Origin of the sequence: Archangium violaceum (assembly GCF_016887565.1) — a bacterium.
GTDB lineage: Bacteria > Myxococcota > Myxococcia > Myxococcales > Myxococcaceae > Archangium > Archangium violaceum_B.
The window spans coordinates 3,740,363-3,762,841 of record NZ_CP069396.1 but is presented as its reverse complement, the minus strand read 5'-3'; the positions used below and the strand labels follow the sequence as shown (position 1 = coordinate 3,762,841).

The window sequence follows — 22,479 nt, the reverse complement described above, 5'->3', positions numbered from 1 at the left end:
TGCTCCCGGCCGCCCTCCTATGACGCGGAGGGTCATGAGCCCGTGGACTCGAGACGGAGCAACCCGTGGCGGCTCTGGTAAGACAGCCGCCCCATGAACCCGCTCGAACTGTCTCCCGCGGACTTCCGGCGCCTCGCCGACCGTCTCTCCACCCTGGCCGAGCAGTGGCTCACGGAGCTGGACGCGCGCGCCATCGCCCCCGCCACCACTGGCGCCGCCAGCGAGGCCCTCTTCGCCGAGGGATTGCCCGAGGAGGGCCTGAAGGACGCCGCGCTCGACGCGCTCGGCCCGGTGATCGCCGGCACACGCGCCGGCAACGCCCGATTCCTCGGTTACGTGCTCGGCTCGGGGGAGCCGGTGGGGGCGCTCGGAGACTACCTGGCCGGCGTGCTGAACCAGAACGTCACCGCGTGGCGCTCGGCGCCCACGCTGGTGAGCATGGAGCGCGCGGTGGTGCGGGGACTCGCGGCCGCGGTGGGCTGTCCCGGCTTCACCGGCAGCCTCACGGGTGGAGGCTCGTCGGCCAACCTCATGGGCCTCACGATGGCGCGCGAGGCGAAGGCCCCGGCCAACGAGGAGGGCTCTCCCACGGGCGTGGTGTACGCCTCCACCGAGGTGCACATGTCCATTCCCAAGGCCCTGGCGCTGCTCGGCCTGGGACGGAGGAACCTGCGCCTCATCTCCACGGACGAGGAGTGGCGCATGCGCCCCGAGCTGCTCGAGCGCGCCATCACCGAGGACCTCTCCGCCGGGAGGCGCCCGCTGGCCGTCGTCGCCACCGCGGGCTCCGTGAACACCGGCGCGGTGGATCCACTCAAGGACGTGGCGGCCATCGCCCGGCGGCACGGACTGTGGATGCACGTGGACGGGGCCTATGGAGCCCTGGCGGCGCTGGCCGTCCCCGAGCGCTTCGAGGGCCTCGCGCTGGCGGACTCGCTCTCGATGGACGCGCACAAGTGGCTCTACCAACCGGTGGACTGTGGGGTGCTGCTCTTCCGGGACGCCGCCGCCGCGCGCCGCGCCTTCTCCTTCTCGGGTGACTACGTGCGCTCGATGAGCACGGACGCCGTGGAGAGTTTCGCCTTCTTCGAGGAGTCCCTCGAGCTGTCACGCCGTGCCCGCGCGCTCAAGCCCTGGCTGTCCGTGCGCTACCACGGGCTCCGGGCCTTCCGGGAGGCCATCCGCAAGGACCTGGAGAACGCTCGGCGGCTGGCGGAGCTCGTGCGCGCGGAGCCCAGGCTGGAGCTGCTCGCGCCGGTGCCACTGAGCGCGGTGTGCTTCCGCTACGTCGCGGGCCTCCCGGAGGCGGAGCGCAATGCGTTCAACACGAAGCTGCTGGCGCGCCTCAACGCGCGCGGCCGCGTCTACCTCTCCAACGCCACGCTGTCGGGGAACTTCGTCCTGCGCGCCTGCTTCGTGAACCACCGCACCACGCCCGAGGACGTCCAGATGGTGGTGGCCGAGGTGCTCGCCGCCGCGGCGGAGCTCACACACGCTGGGACAGTCTCTCTGTAATTCACCTCGTCCGAGCTGTACGACCCCGCCACCGAGAACTGGAGCCCCACGGTCAGCATGAACGTGGGGTGGATGCGGCGGCCGGTGGCCCGAGGACTCCCCTCCGGACGCGCGCCGCGCGAACTGGTCTGACAGTCAGACCACTTGCTCGAAACCGCGCCCGGAGGGTCCTCCTCCTCTTCGCGGACATCTCTCGGATGGCTCAGGGTGAGGCCCTGCCGTCCCGCCCGGTGGAGCGGGGCGGGGTAGCTGGCGCGCCCCTGGGCTGCCGCACCGGAGCACCCCCTACCGTCCTCCTCTGAGCAGGCGGGTTCGGCGGCTCTCCCTTCCCCCTCAGCATCCCGATGAGCCCCGAACCGAACATGGTCGCCAGTCCCCCGAGAGCGAAGAGCAGCACCCAGCGCCAGGCCCTGCGCCCCTGAGGTGGCTGGGTATCCACCGGTGGCGCGGGCTTCGCCTGTCCGGGGCGCTCACGGGCCGGTGCCGGCGGCACGGTGCGCTCCTTCTGGACGATGGGAGCCGGCGTGCGCTCCTTGACGGCGAGGACCGGAGCCTCACGGACCGCCACGACGCGAGCCGAGGACTCCCGCCTCGGTTCCGGGGCGGGCGCCTGAACGGCAACCGCGGGAGGAACCTGCCGGGCCACCGGGATACGAGCGTCCGGCGGCCTCACAGGCCGCGGCATGGGTTCCGGCTCGGGTTCCGGCTCGGGTGCCTGGACAGCAACGGCGGGAGGCTCCTGAGGGACAACGGGGATACGAGCGGCCGACGTCCGCGCCGGTTCCGGCTCGGGGGCCTGAACAACAACGACGGGAGGCTCCTCCCGAACCACCGGAATGCGAGCGGCCGGCGTCCGCGCCGGTTCCGGCTCGGGCTGCTGGATGGGAGCGACCGGCGCCCGCGGGCTTTCCTCGACAGGGCCCGAGGCGTCCCGCGGTTTGGGAATCCGCTGGCTCTTCGCTATCTGGAAGAGCGTCGCCGCCTGGGACTCGGGGACCGGGGCGGGCGTCGCTACCCGGGGCGCGGGTGGGGCCTCCGGGACCGGCTCCTCGGTCCGCTCGATCGGGGGCTCGGACACCAGCGCCGCGGCGAACTCGCGGCACGAGGCGAAGCGCCGCTCCGGGTCCAGGTCCATCGCCCGGAGGATCGTCGCGGCGAGCTGGCGCTCGAGACCCGGGTACGCCACGTGTGGAGGCACGTACTCGGCCCGGACGATCTTCTCCATGATGTTGAAGTCGCTCTCACCCAGGAAGCACGGCTGCGCGGTGGCCAGCTCGTACAGGGTGACCCCGAGCGAGAAGATGTCCGAGCGGACGGTGACAGTCTCGGCCCCGCGGATCTGCTCCGGGCTCATGTACTGCGGGGTGCCCATGCGCGCGCCCGTGCGCGTCGTCGGCCGGCGCTCGTCACTGGCGGCCTTCGCGATGCCGAAGTCCAGGATGCGCACCACCCGCCGGCCACGCACCTGCTCCAGGAAGATGTTGGAGGGCTTGAGGTCACGGTGGATGACGCCCTGCTCGTGGGCGAATCCCATGCCCTCCAGCACCTGCAGGAAGATGTCGCGCACCTCGTCCGCGGTCGGGGGCTGCTGGATGCGAGCCAGGTACCGGTCGAGCGACTCGCCCTCCAGATAGTCCATCACCAGGCCCGCGACGCCAGGGGCGGCGACCACGTCCGTGATGCCCAGGATGTTCGGGTGCTTCAGACGTGCCTGGATGCGGCCCTCGTCCAGGAAGCGGGCGCGCAGCTCCGCGTTCCCCACCAGCTCCGGGTCGAGCACCTTGAGGGCGTGGACACTGCCCAGGGCCACATGGCGCACCTTGTACACGCGCGCCATGCCGCCGTCGCCCAGCTCGCGCTCCACCTCATAGCGCTCGACCACGTTCCCCGGGCTCAACATGCGGCGACTCTACTCCAGCTAGAAGAACTCCCAGGTACCTACCGAGCGACCCTTCCGGCGCTTGGACGCGATGGAGTACGCGTCGATGGCGAACACGGTGTTCATGAGGGGCCAGGCGACGCAAAAGCCCCCTCCCGTCGTCGCCGCCATGAAGATCGTCAGGCCCAGGGCGCACAGGCCCTTGAACACCTGCCCGTTGTACATCTGCCCAAACCCGGCGAAACAGAACAGGCTCAGCGCGAGGGCCAGGCCGGGCGAGGTCGTGGTGCTGGGCGCGATCTCTCCCGGCCGGGGCTGCTGCCGCACGGAGTCCATCGCCCGAGGCGGCGCCACCACCGGGAGCGCGGGGCTCGCCGGTCGCACCGTGGCCGTGGGAGGAACCGTGACGACGGGGGGCTCCACGCGCACCGGAGGCGCCGTGGGCACTGGGGGCGCCGGGACTGGCGGAGGCGGCGCGGGTGGCAGGCGCGCGGTGTTCCGTGGAAACTGACCGGAGAGCGCCGTCGGAGCGAAGGCCGCCTCGGGCTCGGGATCGGGCGCGGACGGAGCACTTCCCACCTGCGTCACCCCATAGGAGCGCGAGGGCTTCGGAGGAGCCTCGGCGTTGGCATCGAGCGCCTTCTCCAGGGCCTCGCGGAAGGCGGCGCAGTCCTGGAAGCGCTCGGCGGGGTCCGCGGCCAGCGCCTTGCGGATGCAGCCAGCGATGACGGGCGGCAGGCCCCCCACGACGCGCTCGGGAGGCTCATAGGTGCCCTCCACGATGCGCTTCATCGTGTCGTACTCGCTCTCCGCATGGAAGGCGACGCGCCCGGTGGCGGCCTCGTAGAGGATGGCGCCCAGCGCGAAGATGTCGGTGCGCGCGTCCACCTCGGCGGCCCCGCGGATCTGCTCCGGGCTCATGTACAGCAGCGTGCCCATGCGGGCCCCGGCCTGGGTGCGCGCCTTGCCGTCCGAGCCTTCTCCCTGCAGCAGCTTGGCGATGCCGAAGTCCGTCACCTTGGGCTGGAGCCGGCCCCGGCTGTCCTTGCCGATGATGATGTTGTCCGGCTTGAGGTCGCGATGGACGACGTTGTGCTTGTGGGCCTCCTCGATGGCATCCAGCACGGGCAGGAAGACTTCCAGGAGCAGCTTGGGCGCCAGCCCCTGGCCGCGGCAGAAGTCACTGAGCGTGGGGCCCTCGATGTAGTCCATCACCAGGCCCGCCACCGGGGTGGTGACGATCTCCGTCACCTGGACGATGTGGGGGTGGCGAAGGCTCGCCTGGATGCGGCCCTCGGCGAGGAAGCGTCCGCGCACGTCATCGCTGCGGGCCAGATCCTCGTTGAGGACCTTCAGTGCGTGTGTGCTGTGCAGCCCCAGGTGGCGCACCTGATACACGGCGGCCATGCCGCCCTGCCCGAGCAGCCGGACCACCTCGTAGCGACCATCCAGCTGCGTTCCCGGCTGGAGGAGGTTCATGTCACCACTCCTACGCTCACCCGTCATGGCGATTGCCTCCGCCTATCCCAACAGCCCGAGCACGCCGGATTTGTCGGGCCCGGACGCGAGCACGTCCTGGGGGGTACACTCCGGACACCCGCTCGCGCACTTGCAGTTGGCCAGGATGGCCCGGACCCACTTGAACGTGTCGTCCACGAGCGCCAGGTCCAGCGCCTCGGCCACGCCCATGCCCTGGAGGTGCCGGTCCACGATCACGATGCCGGCCGGGGCCTCCGGGAACATGCCCGGCCCCACCGGCACCACGTCCATGTCCTCGTCGTTGGAGAGCAGGTGCGCCACCAGCACCCCGTCCGCCGAGCGAGCCAGGTGGAAGAGGACGTTCGGCGTGGTGGCGGCGGGGAAGAAGACGCCACGCACCCGGGTGCGGTAGCGGCAGCTCACCGCCCCCACGTCCACCCGGCCCGGCCGCCCCACCTGCGAGTAGCCGGTGACGCTCTCCACCACCGTCGCGTCCAGCGTGCACACCTGGTACACGCACCGGCCCGTGCGCACCGTCTGCGGGGACTCCACCACATGGGCGGACTCGAACTGGATGCGCAGCTGCGGCTTCGTGAGGGGCCTGTCGTTGGGCACCGGCTTGACGCGCAGCTCGTTGCGCTTGGTGTCCAGCGAGTGCAGGGGCACCTCGTAACGCGCGTCGCCCACGGCGAACACCCGGCCCGGGTAGTAGCGCGTCTCCACCAGCAGCCGGTCCACCTCCGTGAGGAGCTGGCCACTGTGCACGTCGAGGATGCGCACCACCTGCTCGCTGACGGTGCGCCGCAGCGGGTTGACGACCTCGGCCACACCGGCCGGGACGACGGGACTGCGCACGGGCTCGCGGCCCTGGGCCAGACGCACCACGTGCCGCTCGGGACGGAACTTCGGCCCCAGCACCTGCTCCACGCGCGAGCGGCCGAAGACGGCCGCCAGGGACTCCACGTCCTGCGTGCCCTCCTGCATCGCCGCCTTGAGGTGGGCCGTGGCCAGCGCCCCGTTGTGGTAGCCCACGAGCGCCCTCGGCGGCATCAGCATGCCGTGGCGCGCCAGCCCATCCAGGTTGCCATCCCGCGTGAGGAAGCGCGTCACCGGGTTGTCCGCGAGGCCCCACAGCGCGTCGTGGGTCTGTCCGTCCGCCAACGGCACCCGGTGCGGGAGCGCCCGGTACGCGGCCACCAGCCACGCCTCGTCCAGCGTGCCCACCGAGGCCACGCCGAAGAGGGACACGTCGCGGACGAAGCGCAGCTCGCCGCCCCAGAAGTCCACGGCCTTGAGGTCGAAGGTCCCACCCGGGTCTCCCACCGCCGCGGGCAGCCTGGCCCCCACCACCGGCTCCAGGGCCCGGCGCACCCAGGGCGTGCCCGGCTGGGCCCGGAAGCCCTCGGCCACGCGCCAGACACGCACCGGGGCCGCGGCGCGCGGAGCGAAGGGCACCTCGCGCACGGAGATGCCCGGGAACATCTGCTCCACCAGTCCGCGCGTGCCCGCGCCTCCCACGCCCGTGGCCAGCACGTTCCACCGCGCTCCGGCCGCCGACAGCGCCAGCTCCAGCCGCCGCAGGGTGAACATGCGATGCGTGGAGGCGAGCGGCGTGCCCCGGTCCACGCGCGACAGCAGCACCAGCCCCACGGAGCGGGCCCACAGGCGGCCACAGCCTCCGCGCGTCTCGGCGAGCGCCTGGATGCCCCCGGCGGACAGCTGCTCCACGTCCAGGAAGACGGCGGCCGGCATCCGGTTGCCCGCGAAGGCCTCGCGCATCGCCGCCTCGCCGGCCAACAACGGCCCCGAGGGCCACGAGCCACTGCGCGAGATGGCCTCGAGCACCGCGTCGCGCAGGGCTTCCGGCTCATCGCTGATGACGAGGCACGGCAGGCCCTCGCGTTGGAGCGCGAGCAGCACACACGAGGTGAGGAAGTGGCGCTCCGTCGGGTCGGGCAGGTCGCCCACCAACCAGCCCTGCTGGGGCGAGCCCCAGGCGCTGGCGATCTCCTCCAACGCCCGGGGCGGAGCCCCGATGGCACCCGCATCCCGCCACGCGGCGGCGCTCCAGGCCGGAGCGGCATCCGCGTTGCTCGCGCCTTGCGTCGCGAGCAGCGGACGCGCGTTGGCCTCGAGGGCGCCCAACTTCCTCCAGAGCGCCGGGACATCCGCGCGCACGGGAGCGGGCACCTGGGGCCGGGGAGCCTCTTCCTTCACGGGAGGAGGCGCCAGGCGCTCGGCGCGCGTCCACACCGCGAGCGCCATGCACAGCATGGGCAGCACGGCGGCCACGTCGAGCAGCGCGCGAGGCCGTGCCTGCCGCCACGCCCCATCCACGGCGATGAGGGCCAGCACCGGCACCACGACCAGGACCAGCGCCAGCGGATCCGCGAGTGGCACACGGAAGGGCGTGCCGAACTTGACGTTGGCCTCCTGGAACGCGAACACCGCCACCGCGAGCAGGAAGAGGGCGGCATGGGGCAGCGCCAGCAGCAGGACGGCGTCCACGGGGAACCACGTCATCGCGGTGGCACCGTGGGTCAGCGCCTGCTCGAGCGCGGCGAGCCACCCGAGCGGCCCGTCATGCATGGAGGCGCTGGCGGCCTCCACCAGCCGGGTGACGAGCACCAGGGCCAGGGAGAAGAGGACGCCCTTGCCCACGGGAAGGGCGGCACGGCGCCAGCGGGAGTTGGGACCGGGGCCCACCACCAGCGCCGCCAGCATCCAGGCAAACACGGGCGTGATGAGCACCAGGCCCCACACCATCAAATAGGCGATCGTCGCCAGGACGGCCGGATGGGGAAGTTGCAAGGTCATCGCGTACCTCGCGGGGCCACCACGGCCGGCTGCGGCATGGAACGAGCACCTCGAACGACATCCTCCACGAAGAGGCCCTCCCAGGTGCGGAGGAAGATGACACGTGCGTCCTTCGAGGGAGACCAGAGCACGGGGAGCCTCGTCGGCACGTCCCGGAGCCCGGCGTCGAGCGACTCGCGCCCCGCCGACGGAGCGATGACGAAGCCCTCGCCGGGACGGATGCCGAGCACCGGATCCCCATGCGCGTTCAGTGGTTGGCACGGCGGAGCGAGCATCGCCCCCATCCGCGAGCCGAAGTCCCGCAGCACGTCCGCCGCCTGCTGGCCGCCCTCGGCGTCATCCAGCACGCTGCGCTCGGCGAGCGGCCGCACCTGACGGCGGCTCAGCTCGGTGACGCGCTCGGGGTCGCCGCACGGGACGTCCTCGAGCAATCCACCCTCGGGCCAGGCGCCTTCGAGGAGACGGTCGGCCCAGACACGGTCCTCGGAAATCTCACGGCGGGCGGCGATCCACCGGCTGAGGACCTCCGGAGGCATGAGCGAGCCATGGAGCAACCCCCCCGCGCCGAGCAGCGGCCCGAGGTCATCCAACCGGGCCTCGGCGGCGGGAGTCACCCCGAGGGCCTGAATCTCCTGGCGCTTGCGATCCCTCGCCTCCAGGAGCGCGCGGCGGACGGCCTGCAGCCGGGCCACGGCGTTCTCCAGGGCGAGGATGGCCCCCCGGCGGGCACGCTTGCGGCGCACCACGAGCTGCAGCTCCGCCTGCTTCGCGCGCCGCCCTCCCCCACCGCGGCTGACGAGCGACTCCAGCGCATCGCGCCGGAGCTTCAGCACGCGGCGCACTTCCTTCCGGGTGTGGTTGCCGACGAAGTAGAGCCACCCGCCCCCGGCGCCCAGCGCGGCGAGCGTCCCGAGGATCCACGGCAGGGCCTCGCGCCAGTCGAAGCCGGTGGCGGCCGGAGCGGTGGACGCGGTCACCTGGAGCGAGGGCGTGCCACCCGCGGGAGCCACGGCGGGAGTCATGAGGGACAGCGTCCCGAAGGAGACGCCCAGCAACACGGCCAGCGCGAGCGCGGCGGCGGCCGCCATCGCCAACCGCTTCGAGGGCAACTCCAGCAGGGCGTGCTCCAGCTCCTCGCGGTGCGGGTCCGGAGGAGGACCCGGAGGCTGGGAGGGGTCCAACTTCCGCAGGGTCGCTTCCTCCTGGGCCTGCTCGTCGTGGAGCTGAGCGATGACGCGCTTCAGCCCCTGCTCGACGGCGGGGAGCTGGGACAGGCCCGAGGTGGGCCCGAGCGAGGCATCGAACACCGCCTGGATGCCCTGCTCCACCGAGGCGGCCACCTCGGCCTCGGCGCGGTCGAGCGCGCGGAAGGTCTCGTCGGTGCGGGCCTGGTCCACGGTGGTGGGCGCGGCCTCCACCGAGGCCGGCTTGAAGAGTCCGGAGTGGTTGGCGCGGATCTCCTCGGGAGTATCGAGGGGCCCCACGCGGATGTCGGCCGGCAGGTCCAACGGGGAGCGGGACAGCTCGGCGGCGAGGCGCCGGGAGAGCTGCGCGGCCTGGCCCTCGACGAAGGGCGCGAGCCAGCGGTCATGTTGGAGCGCGGAGACGGCCCCCATGGCCAGGGTGGCGTCCGTCACCGGCTCTTGCACGCGCGTCACCAGCACGCCCAGTCCGTCATAGGCGGCGCGGGCGGCGGCGTAGGCACGCAGGCGGGACTCGGGCAGCTCCACCGAGGCCAGCGAGACGAAGCCCACGAGCCCCTCGTCGCGCGCCGGGTGGGCCATGCGGCGGGACACCTCGTCCTCGGTGCGCAGCCCCGAGGCCACCATGCCGAGCGCGAAGGAGGCGCACGAGGACACCATCTCCTCGGAGGTGAGGGTGCCGGCGGCGGTCTGCTGGGACACGAGCCAGATGCGAGCCACCAGCGGGAACACGGGGCGGGCCCGGGCCCAGCTCTCCAGGGCGGCGAGCCGCGAGAGGGCCACGGACGCGCGGGGGTTGGACAGCGCCGGCACCTGCACCACGAGGTGCAACGTGGCGGTGCGCTGCTCCGGGGGCCGGTCCGGGGGGAACATGGCGCCATAGCCCTCGGCGAGCAGACGCGCGGCCTGCTCGCACGCGGTGAGCAGGTCCTCGTCTCCTCCCTGCAACGCGGCGGCGAAGGCGATGACATCCAGCCGCTGGTCGCGCCGCTCGCCCGAGCCACGGCCCGCGCGCAGCAGGTCCTCCAACAGGGGCCGGAGCCCCGCGGCCACGCCCGAGGGCTCGCAGCGCAGCACGCCCAGCAGCGGCGAAGAGGCCTCCAGGGACTGGAGGGCGCGGCCGATGACCTCGTGGCCGAAGCGCCCCAGCCCGAGGAGGACGGTGGGGTACGAGACGGCGGCGTCCAAGCTAGCTCCTCAGCTCGGCGGCGAGTGCCTCCACCACGGTGCGCTCGTCCTGGATGAAGCGGCGCTCGGCGTCCTTCTGCTCGGCGACCGCGCGCGCATAGGCCTCGGTGAGGCGGCGCTGGTGGGCCTGCACCTCCTCCAGCAGCTTGTTGCGCGAGGGCCGCTCCGCCGTCGCGTTCACCCACGAGTCACGGGCGTTCTTCTCCAGATCCTCGCGGAGCACCGGATCGAGGGCCTCGAAGGCCTCGAAGGCACGCGCGCGGTCCGGGGCCAGCTTGTTCTTCGTGCCGGCGAAGCTCCAGTGGTAGCCCTCCTCGTCGCGCGAGATGCCACCGAACAGGGCGCACAGGGTGAAGGCGCGCAGACGGGAGTCGCGGGCCTCGCGGGTGGACTGGGCGGCGCGCTCGGCGGTGCGGCGCTCGTCGGCCCGCTTCTGCTCCACCGGGTCCAGGTCCGGCAGGCCCGGCTGGGACTCCCACGCCGCCTCGATGTGCAGCGGGTAGCTGCGGTTCTTGTCGTCGCGCACGCGCTTGTAGCCGGCGTACAGCTCGGACTGGACGTTCTTGAACCAGTACACGGGCACGCCGAGCAGCGCGCGGTAGAGCACCAGCGAGTCCCGCTCCTCCCAGCCCGTCACGCGGTTGGAGCCGGACACCACCCCCTTGAGGATGCTCCACAGCGAGCCCTCCTCGTCACTGGCGAACTTGTCGTGCAGGCCGGCGTAGAAGACGTCCGCGGGCGTCACCGTGGGGTCGTCCCGGCGCGTGGCGTCGACATGGGCCAGGAGCACGCACTCGTCGGACAGGCGCTTGAGCCGGTCCTCGATGCCGCGGCGCACCTCGGTGGCGGACACGGCGCGCAGCTCCTCCTCCAGCTTGCCCTTGCGGCGCAGCTCCTCCAGATCCTTCCCAGCCTTGTGCAGGGCGACGTAGCGCTGCTCCAGATCGAGCCCCGTGGCCAGGTCGAGCCCCATCTCCTCCATGACCCGGCCGTAGACCTGGAGGGCCTGGGTCTCCAGCTTGCCGCGCACGTGCTGGACGATCTCGTTGGCATCGCGGGCGCGGAGCTGACCGCTGGGGTCTCTCACCGGGGTGAAGGCCTCGGTGACGGCGTCGAAGATGTCGGCCGCGCGGAAGTTGGCGTCGCTGTCGAGCTTGTGGGCGTAGAACTCCTTCCACAGCCGCTCGCGGCGCCGGTCATCGCGGAGCACCTCGGCGTCCAGGTAGTACTGGGCCACGTCCGAGCCCGCGTCCACGGCGGCCGGGTCCTTGCGGAAACGCTCGGCCTGGGACTCGGAGTCACGGGCGCGCTCGTCGGCCACCTGGGCCACCTTGCGGAAGGACTCCAGGCGGGCCTCGGCGTCCTTGCGCAGCTCGCTCTCGAAGGACTTCCAGAAGAAGCGCTTGATCTCGTCGCGAAACTCGTTGGCCCAGCTCTCCACCTTGGCCACGGAGCGCAGCTTGGCGGTGGCGAAGGCCTTGTTGTCCCTGTCCGTGAGGCTCTGCAGGAAGCCGGGGTTGGCCTGCCGCGCCATCTCCGCGTCGAGCCGGGAGATCTCCTGGCGCAGCTCCGGGCTGTCCAGGTCGGGCGGAGAACCATCGGCCTTGAGGTAGGCCCCCTCCTCCGGGTCCTTGAAGGGGACGATGAAGGACTGCTCCAGCAGGCGGATGAGGAAGAGCCGCTGGGAGATGGGGTTGACCTCGTACTCCTTGAAGAAGGATTCGAAGAAGCGGCCGGTGCGCACGTCGCCGCGCTGGGCCTCCAGGTACTCACCGCACACGCGGGCGCGCGACTCGTCCTTGGCCCTGCGGAGCACGGCGATGGCGCGGCTCAGCGACGGGTTGCCCGGGTTGATGGACTGCTTCTCCACGTCGGGGATGTCGATCTGCTCGTCCAACCGCCCGAAGATGGCCTCGAGCTTCTCGCGGAAGGCCTCGGCGAGGTTCTTCCCGCCCTTCCCGATCTGCTGCTGGATTCCGTAGAACTGGCCCTTCTCGTCGCGGCGCTCCTCCTCGCCGGCACGGAAGGCGACGTAGCCCTTGAACTTCTCGTCGATGCGGCGGTTCTTCTCGTTGGGCTCCAGCCGCTGGAAGGCGGGGTCACCGTAGGGCACCTGGAAGTCCGGGTGGTCGGCGCCGAAGCAGAGGAACTGCCGGAAGGCGCTCGCCACGTAGCGCAGGCCCGCGTACTTGAGGAGGTCGCGGCGGGGCAGCTGCAGCAGCGCGGTACCGAACGAGCCGTAGTGCACGGAGAAGTGGCCCAGGGCGAGCTTCTTCTGGTGCTTCTCGTAGTTGTCGTACTCACCGGCCTGCGCGCCGAGCAGCGGCGAGAAGATCTGCAGGTAGCAGGCGTCGGCCACCGCGTTCTCGTACTTCTCGATGGAGAGCTGGTCGGGCCGGTCGATGAGATAGGTGAGCGTGAAGGGCCGCTCGGCGACGGTCTGGCGGCTGCGGTCCTGGGTGCCCGGGTCGTAGTGGAACTCGAGCTCGCTCACGCCGCCCGCGTAGTCGAGCTGGCGGTTGAGGTACTCCAGCTCCTTCAGGGCGGCGTAGCCGTTGGCGAGGATGTCCGGGTGGAGCTGGGGCTTCACCTTGTCGAGGAAGGCGGTGGGCAGGGTGAGCACGCCGACCACGTTGGGCCGGCCCCAGCCCGCATCGAGCACCATGCGGCGCAGCAGGTAGGCCATGGGCAGGAAGCCACCCGAGCCCGTACCGCCGGCCACCGAGCCATAGAGCATCACCCGGACGACGCGGTTCTCGTTGTCGCGCCAGGGGTTCTCGCGGCGGGTGGACTCGTCGAGCAGCTTCTGGAGGGCCTTGCGGATGCCGCGCCGGTCCTCCTCGAGGTTGTAGTAGAGGCGCAGGCGGCTCTCCATGCGGATCTGCCCGGCGCCGGCGCCCTGGGTGGAGCGGAACTGGTAGCTGGAGGGGACCCACTGGGTGACGAGCGGATCCTCCTGGAGCTCGCGCTGGCCGCGCTTGCGCTCGATGTAGGCGCGCGCGTCGAAGGCGGAGACGAGGAAGCGGTTCTCCACCGGGACGTCCTTGAGCTTGTCCAGGTCGTCCTTGTTGGTGTCGATGGCCACGAAGTGGGTCATCGACTTGATGCGCTCCCAATTGGGATGACGGCGCAACCGGCCGGCGAGCAGTTGGACGATCTTCCCGCCGTTACCACCGAGACCCACGAACAAGGTCGGGTTGAACTTCTCCGTCGCGAGCAGCCCCAAGGCTCCCCCTCCGATTCAGCTCCACTGCGTGTAGAGAGTACGTGTCCGGTATAGCATGCCAGGGTGGGCCCCGTGGGGGCGGCACCGTCTTCGGGTCTTCATCCGCCTGCGGGGGTCCCATACTCTTCCGGAAGCGGCGTTCGGAGGAACTTCCAGCCTTTCGGGAGGTGGGTTGCGGTGAAACCCTGGCCAGCGATGCTGACAAGCTCGCCGTCCATGGCCTTACCACTGGCGAGCCATGCATCCGCTTCTTCTCTCGTTGCGAACGTTTGAGAAGCGATCACCGGCTTGTAGGTAAAGAACCTCCGAAAATAATCGCGGTACTCATCCAGCTTCTGGATGTCTCGGACATAGAGCAACGCTACTGCGGCGATCCGGAGCGCCTCGTCTTCAGGCGAGTTCTTCGGATATTTATCGCTCACGGAACCAAGCGTCTTCATCACGGCATCGACATCAAAGTTTGAATTATAGGTCATAGGCGCGTCAGGTTAGAGGGCAAGAGGCGCCAGAATCAGCGCACCAGAACCACCTGTCGTGACGATGAATGCAACACCAGCGATGACGACAACCGTCCCCAGCATTATTTCCGCCTTGTGGTTCCTGATCCATTCAATCGCTTCATCGACACGCGAGAACTTCAACTCACTCGCTTTTTTCTCATTTGACTTTTCGCACTCCATGTACAGCTTGCGGCATTCCCTGGTGCAGTACTCATAAAACCATCCGTCCCGCTTCTCGTGAGGGTAGGGCAACGGATCGGATTTCCAGCATTTATTGAAACACGCATGCTGCTCCGCATCACAGTCACGGAGACCAGCGCCGCCAGTGCCAAGATCAGAGCCGAGCCCCTGAGCATCTTCGGAAATGACGTAGATTCGGTGCTCCGGCCGTTGTGCATGGACACACCCGGAAGTGGCCACCGCGACGGCAATCGTTAGCGCAATCCATCTCATTTCCGCATTCCCTCTAGCTCCACTTCAAGTAGAGGCTCCCCACTCGATACACCACGTTGGGCGTGTACCCGAGGGCCAGCTCCTCGGCCGGCACGGGCTCCCACTTCCCGGTCCTCTGCACCTTGCGCTCGAGGCCCGCGGCGGTGACGAAGCGCGTGGAGCCACCGGGCCCCGCCTCGAGTACAAGCACGGCCGCACGCGGAGCACGGACGAAGTCACCTCCCGCGTTCAGGCACATGCGGGCGTTGCGGTAGAAGCCGCGCCGGCCTCCGGGAGTCTCGTTCAGCACGAGCGCCGATGCGCGCTTGAGCCCCATCTCCGAGCCGGCCACGTAGACGCTGGCCGCCGGGTCGAAGTTGTTCGGCCGGACGAAGCCCATGACGACCCAGCCGAAGAAGAGCATTCCTCCGGCCAGGGCGAGCCAGGGCCACCAGCAGCGCAGCCAGCCCGTCTCGTCCACCTTCGCGCGCGCCGGGACGAGCACGGCGGCCGCGGAATAGTGCGGGTGGGTCGCGGCGAAGCGCACCCCGAGCCCCGGCGGAGCCAACTGGCCGCAGCAGCCCTCGGCGGCGAAGCACACCTCGTACTTGAGAGGCTGTCCCTTGCGGCCATTGCCCAGGTCCGCCTCCGAGCCCGCCACGGGCGAACAGGAGAGCACTCCGCCCTCCACACTCCCCTCCGAGGAGCAGGTGATGGGGATGCGGCCCGCGTTGGTGGAACGCGACAGATCCACCGTGGAGCACCGGCGCGTCTCGTGACGCTCGCCCCGCCACTCGCCGAAGTCGAGCGAGGCCGGCTCCGGCACCAGGGCGAAGTCGATGAAGCCCTCCACCTGCACGGAGCGGCGCGCGGACTGCTCCATCCACGCGTTACGGAACGTCACCTGCACGGGCGTCGCGGCACCATCCATCGACAGCTGGGAAGGCGTCCAGTCCGCCACGAAGCGCCCTCCTCCGGCGTGGCGCAGGGGTACCTCCTGGCCCTCGAGGGTGGCCACGGCCGTGAAGCCGTCCGCCTGGAAGAAGGACTCATCATCGAAGGTCTTTCCACGGAAGAGCAGCCGCGCATCGAGCTGCACCGGCTCGCCCACCCGCGCGGTGGACGGCACGGCGAGCGAGGCCGCGAGGTCGTAACGGAGGATGAGCCCGTAATCGATAGGCCCCGAGCCCCGAGGCAGGGACAGCGTCCACTGGCTGCGCTGGTCCGGCGAGTTGGGCGAGCGGAAGACCTGATAGTGGCGGTGCGGCGGCTGGCACAGTCTGGGCGCGCCCGAATAGCGGATGCCGGGCGGGCAGCCGTTGTCACCGGACGCCTGGGCAGGGACGTCACCCTGGGGGCCTTCCAGCTTCGCGGTATACGCGGGCCCGGGCGAGGCGGACGCGGTGGCCACCAGCACCTCCACCACGTACTTGCCCACCTCGAAGGTCTTCGACTGTCCGGGAGACAGCGAGCCCGTCTCCGGCCGCGAGCCCAGAACGCGGGCGTAGCCTCGGGTGAAGGCGCCAATCACCTCGCGCGGCGTCTGGACGAAGACCAGGTCCTGCGGGTTGCGCGCCAGCGGCCGGAGGAACTGCTCGCCCGTCTGACGAACCTCTTCGCTGCCGAAGAGGCCGATGACCAGCGTCTCGAAGTCCGCCGATTCGGAGAGGCCAAGGGCGCGAGGACCCTCGGCGGGGTCCCTGAAATCCTCGGGAATGCCGTCGGTGAAGAAGAGGAACAGCCGGTTCTGGAGCGCCGAGCCTCGCAGCCGGTTGCCCGCTTCTTCCAACGGACGGCGGAAGTAGGTGCCATTGGAGTACGGCAGTGCGCGAATGTCGTCCGCGCTCCGAGCCTCGCGAGGCGGGGCCTCCTTGCCATCGCCAAAGGCCAGCACGCTGAACCGGTCGGCCGAGCCACGCGCCAGGCCCTCGACGACGAGCGTCCCGAGCACCGCCGCGCGCTCGGGATCATTGGGTGGAACCCGGCGACCTGTCGCCTGGTCCCGGGCCTCCACGCCCATGGAGCATGAGTTGTCGAGGATGAGGACGATCTCGTTGCCACTGCCGGCCGCACTGGTGAGGAGCAGGGGCAGGACGAGCTGCGCGAGCATCATCGTTAGAGCTCCACCTTGAAGTACGTGCCCCCGGCCCGATACAGCACCGAGGGAGAAGGAACGTGCCCCTGGGCGAGGTCGGCCACCGGCTCCCACTTGAGGGTGCGACGGTCCTGCTGCTCCAGGGGACCCGTGCCCGTCAGCACTACGCCAGCACCGCGGGTGGCGCGCAGGAGGATGACCGCGTTCCGGGTGCGGCCTTTGACCTCGCCATCGCCGTGCAGTCCCAGCCGGGCGTCACGGTAGAAACCCGGGCTGCTGCCAGGACAGTCCCGCAGGAGGATGGAGGCGGATTGACGGATGCCGCGCTCGCTCCCGGCCACGCGAATGGACGCACCGGACGGGAAGCGCGCGGGCTGCGTGAAACCCGCGAGCAGGACCCCGAAGCCGAGCAGTCCCAGGGAGGACCACACCCACGCGCCGTGACAGCCGAGGAAGCCACGGCCCTCGACCTTCCAGCGCAGACGTACCGTCTTCTCCTGGACCTTGAACTCGGAGGTGAGCGGAACCACGCGCAGCACGGCCGGGTCCGGTGACACCTCTCCGGCGCACCGGGGCACCTCGAGGCAGATGTCGACCCAGCGAGCCTTCGGATCCAGCGCGCGAATCTTCAGCGCGCTCTCATCGGACGCGGTCACCAGCTCGAGCCAGTCCGTCCCTCCCGCCGCGTTCGGAGCCATCAGCACCGGACGGGCCTGACACCCTTCGAGCCCCTCGGCGCGAATGAGGAAACCTTGCTCCTCGACGGCCTGGGATTGGCTGAAGTCCAGCTTCTGGCAGGCCCGCTCCACGGAGGTGCCCGCCGTGACGGTTCCGAAGTCCAGCTGCGCCGGTAGCTCCAGCTTCAGCTGGGGACGAACCTGGATTTCGTGAGAGGGCATGGTGATGGGCCCTCGCGGCGTCTGGAAGACGATCGACCAGCTCGCGGCCCCGTATTCGGCGTAGGTGACGTTGAACGCGTACCGGTCATCCGCTCGGGGAGGCCCGCGATAGCGCTCCTCGCCCGTGTCCACCACGCGAACCACCACCTGGGGATCCGTCAGGAGCGCGTCCACCTGCTGGCGACCAGGCCCGGGCTCCGGACGGACGAGCCGTACCGTGCCCTGGCACGGAAGCCCGACGTAGCAGGTGCGCGGCAGAGCCGAGGTGTCGAATCCGAGCCCGAGATCGCTCACCTTGGCGATGACCTCTTCCGTGGGACACACCACGTGCTCGCCCGCGCGCCCGCCCGCGCGGATACGCACCTCGCGCGGCTTGGGTGAGGCGGGGGGAATCCACGTGGCCGAGAGCGAGGTATCGGCGGAGAGCGTCACCGGCTTCTCTTCCTGGACCTGCACGGTGAACTCCAGTGAGAGCCCCGCGGGAGGCGCTGTCACCGGTACCTGTCCCGCCGCATCGAAGAGCCTGGCGCTCAGCAAGGTGGACTGCCCGGCCACGAGGGACTCGTGCACGGAGGGCTGCACGACCCGCGCCCGGAAGCCGCAGACCTCCACCTTCAGCTCCTGGGCTTCGGAAGCCGCCGCGCGGAGCGTCTCGCCCTGGGCGAGCGGAGGCTTGTCGGGAACGAACTCGATGCGAGCGGAGGCGGTGGGCGGAAGGATGAAATCGGCCACCACCGTGCCATCCGGCTGCACGGTCCCCCGGTGCTCGGTGCTCTTCCCGCTGGCATCCACGATGCGGAAGAGTCCTCCCGAGAGCCGGCGCAACAGGCCCGTGTCGTCGCGAACGGCCCCCACCACGGAGAGCCTGTCCCCGGCTGTATACGGGCCAGGGCTGATGCGCTCCACCCGCGCCTCGAGCTGCATCGGAGGCGGAGGAGGAAGCGGCGAGACGGGCTTGCCATCGATGACATGGGCGAGCAGCTCACCGGACCGGTGGCTCTCGCCCAGGCGGGTGCAGTCGTACTCGTAGGCCCGCCGATAGCTCGGGTTCCTGGCGAGGAACACCGTCTGACAGGTGTTGTCCTCCTCGTCGTAGCAGAGGGAGCACTCCTTGCCGTCGAACACGTAGGTGTGAGCGTGCCACCTTGGGTGCAGCGCCCGGACCGCGGGCAGATCGCACGCGGCCACCACGTTCGGCGGAGTCCCATCGTACCCGCCGACGCAGTAGGTCTCCGCGCCCCGGGCGGGAGCGGCCCGCGGCAGCAGCGAGACCACGACGAGCAGCGCCGGGAGCGCACGGTGCATCACTTGCCCTCGGCCTGTCCGGAGTCCGCGGGCGTCGTCTTGCTGGAGGCCCTCAGCCCCAGGCCGATGCCCAACCCCAGGGCCACGAGGCCCGTGGCGAGCAACCACCACAGGGGAACCCGGCGCCCCGTGCGCCCCGTCTGCTCCGGCATACTCGGGGTCACCGGCACCACCGGAGCAACGGGTTCCACCGTCCGGGGTTCGGGAATCCGCGTGGCGCGAACCTCGGGCTCCGACGGCTCCGGGGACACGGGCGCGAGCATCGGCATGCCATCCGGGAGCGTCTCCCGCCGGGGCGCCTGGGAGCCACGGGCCACGCGAGGCACCTCGGGCTGGCCCACCACGAGCAGGATGACCGAGATGTTGTCGGTCCCCCCGCGCTCGTTGGCGGTCTGGATGAGCCGATCCACCGCCTCCTGGTAGTCGCGGCCCTCGATGAGCGGATACAGCTCGTGGTCCTCGATGAGGTCGTACAGCCCGTCGCTGCACAGCAGCACCACATCACCGGACCGCAGCTCCAGCGGGTCCGTCCACACCTCGGGCTTGAAGATCTTCTGGACGCCCGGGCTTCCTCCCAGCGCCATCACGAGCACGTGCGCCTCGGGATGGTGCCGGGCCTCCTCGGCCGTGAGGATGCCCTGGCTGACCAGCTGGGCGACCCGCGTGTGATCTCTCGTGCGCTCGAGCGGCACGCCGGCCCGGAACTGGTAGAGGCGGCTGTCACCCACCCACCCCACATAGCAGCGCGAGCCCATCACCCAGGCGGCGACGCCCGTGGTCCCCATGCCCTCCGCGCCCCGGGTGCTCACGGCGTCGAGCACGGCTTGGTTGGCCTCGACGAACGCCTGATAGAGGGCGCGGGGCGGATTGTCGGGCGAGCTGGCGGCGATCACCTCGACGATGCGGTCGCTGGCCACCTGGCTGGCCACCTCACCGGCCTCGTGGCCTCCCATGCCGTCACAGACGAGGAGCAGCCGGGAGCCATCCGGATGGGCGGCCACGCGGAAGGAGTCCTCGTTCTGCGCACGCTGGCGGCCGACGTCGGAACTTCCGTGGATGTAGAGCGGGAGGCTCATTCGTCATCTCCTCTCGCGGGTGCGTAGATGGTCCGGGACTTCGGCCGAGGGGTTTCAGCGGGAGGAGAATCGGCGGGCGCCGATGGAGGCGCCGCGACGAGGGGCGCACCGGCCGGGGGAGGTTCCGTGGCCGGCTGGAGTCCGGGCTGTTCCAGGGTGAGCTCCAGGTGCTGGGACAGGAGGATGCGTTGACCGGGTTTCACCTGGACGCGCTCGCCCGGCTCGAGGCGGCGCCCGTCCACGAAGGTGCCGTTGGTGGAGTTCTCGTCCTTGATGAAGACATTGCCCGCCTTGAAGAGCTGCACCGTCGCGTGATGGCCACTGAGCTGCGGCAGCTCGATGACGAGGTCCATCTCACCCGAGCGGGCGCCGATGGTGAACGTGGACTTGTGCACCCGGTAGAAGGGCTCGAGCCCGGGGGGTCCCCGGGTCACCACCAGCCGGGTCTCCGGCAGGGTGGCGAAGGGATCCTTCCACACGGCCGGAGCAGCCGGAGGAGGCTCGGGCTGCGGGGGAGGCGAGGGAGGCGGCGCGGCCACGGGCGGAGACACCTGGGGAGCGGGGGCGGGCTCCGAGCGGCGCCGGGTGAGCATCGCGATGATCGCGAGCAGCAGGAGCAGCCCCAGCGCGATGAGCAGCGCGATTAGCCACCAGGGAAACTCTCGTGGAGCCAGCTCGACCACGGGTGTCCCCGAACCACCCGGCTGCGTCGCTCCGGGAGTACCCGCCGCCGGAGCAGGCTGTGGTGTGCCTCCGGGCGTTCCCACCACGCCACCCGGCTGCGTCGCGGAACCGGGAGTCCCCGTCATGCCCCCGGGTTGCGTCGCCGATCCGGGAGTGCCGCTCGCGGTCCCCGGCGGTGTCGAGGCACCAGGGTTACCCGCCGTGGAGCCAGGTCGCGAGGTGGAGCCGGGGGTCCCCGTTCCGGTGCCGGAAGGCAGGGTCGTCCCCCGGGCGCCGGGCGTGGACGCCGTACCCGAGTGCACCGGAGAGGAACCCGTGGCGACCGTACTGGGGCAGGCGGCCGTCGCACCGCCCTCGGCGCTCTGCCGGAAGGAGACGGCGTCGCTCCACGCGATGGGGGCTCGGCCCGAGAGCGCCTCGATGGAGAGCCGATCCGAGCGCTGTCCGGGCTTCACGCCACAGAAGGCCACGTCCAGCCAGTAGATGTGCTCCAACGCGCTCACGAGCCCCGGGAGCTCCTGCCGGGCATCGACGTCCCCATCCTGGATGTAGCGGCCGCCGGAGCCCTCGGCGAGCTGGGACATCTCGTCCAGCCGCTGGGCGATGCCCTTGCCGCTGCTCCTGCCACTGAAGACGACCACGTGGATGCGCACGCCCTTTTCGCGCGCCTCGCTCGCGAGGTCCTTCACCTTGAGCGCGGCCGACTCCTCACCGGCATCCGTGAAGACGATGACCTCGCGCGAGCCACCTCGGCGGAGCGGCTGCTCGCGCGCGGCCTCGCGCACGGCATCCTGGATGTAGAACTTGAGCCGGGTGACGAGCTGATGGGTGCCGAGTTGCCGCACCTTCGCCAGGCAGGCCTCGAGTCTGGCGGCGGTGGTCTCCTCGCAATGCGTGGTCTTGCCCTGCCCGAAGGTCATGACCGCCACGGTGTGGTTCCGGGGCCGGGCCCCGAGCGCGTCCACGTAGGCCTTGGCGAGCTCGAAGGCACGCGGCCAGTACGTGGAGAAGGACCTGGACTGGTCGAAGGCGAGGACCGTGTAGCGACCCTCCGCGGAGTCAGCCATGCGGCGCACCGCCGTCACCTGCGCGCCGGCCTGCTCCGCGGCGATGCGGAAGCGGTCCGGCGAGGCGCCAGCGGACCGGAGCTCCTTCTGGAGGGCGAGGTCCCTGACCTCGACCTGGAGCCGGGTCTTCCCATTGGCCGCGGGCGGAGCCGCGAGCACGGTGAGTCCATTGTCCGCGGCGAGCGCGGGCGCCCCCAGCAGGAGCGCGGTGAGCAGGCCCGCGGTCACGACGACTGTGCGATGCATGGGCATCCCCCGTCTGGACCGGGTCACGGAGAGCGGCGGGCCAGCAGCTGCTCGGGGACGATGACGAGCACGAGCGTCGTCCCGCCGAGGGTGATCACCGCGTGGTTCTGCAGGACCACCTGCTCGCCATGGACGACGGAGCCATTGACGACGGAGCCGTTGCTGGAGACGTCGATGAACGAGGCGTCCTCGGCGCGGATGAACAGGAAGGCGTGCTGACCGCTCACGCGCCCGTCGTCGACGACCACGTCACAGTCGGGGTTGCGCCCGAGCACGTTGCGCCCGGCGCGCAGAGGGTGGACGCGTCCTGGATCCGTGGGGCCGCGGTACTCGAAGAGAGCGCCACGGATGAGCCCCGCGGCGGAGCCCTCGTTGGCGGTCTCCACGAGGGTCCGGGCCTTGGGGCGCGGAGGTGGAGCGGCGGGCGGCGGAGGAGCGGCCGGCGGAGGAGCAGCCGGCCGGGAAGGCGGGATGGACGCGGCGGCGAAGGGGTCGCGCGGATCGAAGGTGGGCCGGGGAGGAGGAGGATTGGCGAAGAAGTCCGCGCCCCGGTGGGCGGGCGGGGGCGGAGGAGCCGCCGGATCCGGCTCGAAGACGGTGCGCCGTTTCTGATGCGGGTTGGCCGGCTGGGGCGGCAGGGGCGCGGGAGCGCTCTCGGCGGCCGGAGCCTGCTTGGAAGGCGTCAGGTCGAAGCCGCACATGTCGCAGTAGGCGGCACCGGCATCATTCTCGTTCTGGCAGGAAGGACAGCGCATGAGGGGCGTATCCGACTCTAGGGCACGCTCTGGAGGAAACTCCAGCCAGACGGGCCCCCAGGCCCCTACGAACGAGGCCGAAAACGATTGCGGCCCCCTGCTCCGTCCCGGGAT

13 protein-coding genes are annotated in these 22,479 nt (G+C 70.7%); 1 reads left to right on the top strand and 12 read right to left on the bottom strand.

Annotated features, from left to right (window positions below; translation table 11 throughout):
• Window positions 1-93 precede the first annotated feature (93 nt).
• Complete coding sequence (locus tag JRI60_RS15570; RefSeq protein ID WP_204226651.1) at window positions 94-1,515, top strand: pyridoxal phosphate-dependent decarboxylase family protein; 1,422 nt, start codon at window positions 94-96, stop codon at window positions 1,513-1,515.
• 202 nt (window positions 1,516-1,717) lie between these two features.
• Here the strand turns inward: JRI60_RS15570 and JRI60_RS15565 are convergent, their stop codons facing one another.
• From JRI60_RS15565 to JRI60_RS15510, 12 genes are all read right to left on the bottom strand, one after another.
• Window positions 1,718-3,415: a serine/threonine-protein kinase gene (locus JRI60_RS15565; RefSeq protein WP_204226650.1), complete on the bottom strand. Its 1,698-nt coding sequence runs from the start codon at window positions 3,413-3,415 to the stop codon at window positions 1,718-1,720.
• Between the two features lie 18 nt (window positions 3,416-3,433).
• Window positions 3,434-4,873 (bottom strand): serine/threonine protein kinase, encoded by a 1,440-nt coding sequence (locus JRI60_RS15560; protein ID WP_204226649.1) that lies wholly within the window; start codon window positions 4,871-4,873, stop codon window positions 3,434-3,436.
• A 42-nt stretch (window positions 4,874-4,915) separates the two neighbouring features.
• Window positions 4,916-7,690 carry a Zn-binding domain-containing protein gene (locus JRI60_RS15555; protein ID WP_204226648.1) on the bottom strand — a complete coding sequence of 925 codons (2,775 nt, stop codon included), beginning with the start codon at window positions 7,688-7,690 and terminating at the stop codon, window positions 4,916-4,918.
• Complete coding sequence (locus JRI60_RS15550; protein WP_204226647.1) at window positions 7,687-10,080, bottom strand: hypothetical protein; 2,394 nt, start codon at window positions 10,078-10,080, stop codon at window positions 7,687-7,689. The genes JRI60_RS15555 and JRI60_RS15550 overlap by 4 nt, the downstream gene beginning before the upstream one ends.
• Before the next feature lies 1 nt (window position 10,081).
• Window positions 10,082-13,306: a tubulin-like doman-containing protein gene (locus tag JRI60_RS15545; RefSeq protein WP_204226646.1), complete on the bottom strand. Its 3,225-nt coding sequence runs from the start codon at window positions 13,304-13,306 to the stop codon at window positions 10,082-10,084.
• A 98-nt stretch (window positions 13,307-13,404) separates the two neighbouring features.
• Window positions 13,405-13,746, bottom strand: coding sequence for a hypothetical protein (locus JRI60_RS15540; RefSeq protein ID WP_239470798.1), 342 nt, complete (start codon window positions 13,744-13,746; stop codon window positions 13,405-13,407).
• 48 nt (window positions 13,747-13,794) lie between these two features.
• Window positions 13,795-14,259, bottom strand: coding sequence for a hypothetical protein (locus JRI60_RS15535; protein ID WP_204229507.1), 465 nt, complete (start codon window positions 14,257-14,259; stop codon window positions 13,795-13,797).
• Window positions 14,260-14,272: 13 nt separating this feature from the next.
• The gene (locus JRI60_RS15530; RefSeq protein ID WP_204226644.1) at window positions 14,273-16,351 is read right to left on the bottom strand and encodes a vWA domain-containing protein; all 2,079 of its coding nucleotides are present in this window, start codon (window positions 16,349-16,351) and stop codon (window positions 14,273-14,275) included.
• 2 nt (window positions 16,352-16,353) lie between these two features.
• The gene (locus tag JRI60_RS15525; protein WP_204226643.1) at window positions 16,354-18,537 is read right to left on the bottom strand and encodes a hypothetical protein; all 2,184 of its coding nucleotides are present in this window, start codon (window positions 18,535-18,537) and stop codon (window positions 16,354-16,356) included.
• Entirely contained in the window at window positions 18,537-19,613 is a 1,077-nt protein-coding gene (locus tag JRI60_RS15520) for a PP2C family protein-serine/threonine phosphatase (RefSeq protein ID WP_204226642.1), read from the bottom strand. The genes JRI60_RS15525 and JRI60_RS15520 overlap by 1 nt, the downstream gene beginning before the upstream one ends.
• Entirely contained in the window at window positions 19,610-21,610 is a 2,001-nt protein-coding gene (locus tag JRI60_RS54505) for an FHA domain-containing protein (protein WP_204226641.1), read from the bottom strand. The genes JRI60_RS15520 and JRI60_RS54505 overlap by 4 nt, the downstream gene beginning before the upstream one ends.
• Before the next feature lie 23 nt (window positions 21,611-21,633).
• On the bottom strand, window positions 21,634-22,365 hold the full coding sequence (locus tag JRI60_RS15510) for an FHA domain-containing protein (protein WP_204226640.1): 732 nt from the start codon (window positions 22,363-22,365) through the stop codon (window positions 21,634-21,636).
• Between the last annotated feature and the right edge of the window lie 114 nt (window positions 22,366-22,479).

What these genes read in the sequence shown, in the direction of transcription:
- JRI60_RS15570 (WP_204226651.1), top strand. Translation starts at nt 94, where the DNA reads ATGAACCCGCTCGAACTGTCTCCCGCGGACTTCCGGCGCCTCGCCGAC.
- JRI60_RS15565 (WP_204226650.1), bottom strand. Translation starts at nt 3,415, where the DNA reads ATGTTGAGCCCGGGGAACGTGGTCGAGCGCTATGAGGTGGAGCGCGAG.
- JRI60_RS15560 (WP_204226649.1), bottom strand. Translation starts at nt 4,873, where the DNA reads ATGAACCTCCTCCAGCCGGGAACGCAGCTGGATGGTCGCTACGAGGTG.
- JRI60_RS15555 (WP_204226648.1), bottom strand. Translation starts at nt 7,690, where the DNA reads ATGACCTTGCAACTTCCCCATCCGGCCGTCCTGGCGACGATCGCCTAT.
- JRI60_RS15540 (WP_239470798.1), bottom strand. Translation starts at nt 13,746, where the DNA reads ATGAAGACGCTTGGTTCCGTGAGCGATAAATATCCGAAGAACTCGCCT.
- JRI60_RS15535 (WP_204229507.1), bottom strand. Translation starts at nt 14,259, where the DNA reads ATGAGATGGATTGCGCTAACGATTGCCGTCGCGGTGGCCACTTCCGGG.
- JRI60_RS15530 (WP_204226644.1), bottom strand. Translation starts at nt 16,351, where the DNA reads ATGATGCTCGCGCAGCTCGTCCTGCCCCTGCTCCTCACCAGTGCGGCC.
- JRI60_RS15525 (WP_204226643.1), bottom strand. Translation starts at nt 18,537, where the DNA reads ATGCACCGTGCGCTCCCGGCGCTGCTCGTCGTGGTCTCGCTGCTGCCG.
- JRI60_RS15520 (WP_204226642.1), bottom strand. Translation starts at nt 19,613, where the DNA reads ATGAGCCTCCCGCTCTACATCCACGGAAGTTCCGACGTCGGCCGCCAG.
- JRI60_RS54505 (WP_204226641.1), bottom strand. Translation starts at nt 21,610, where the DNA reads ATGCATCGCACAGTCGTCGTGACCGCGGGCCTGCTCACCGCGCTCCTG.
- JRI60_RS15510 (WP_204226640.1), bottom strand. Translation starts at nt 22,365, where the DNA reads ATGCGCTGTCCTTCCTGCCAGAACGAGAATGATGCCGGTGCCGCCTAC.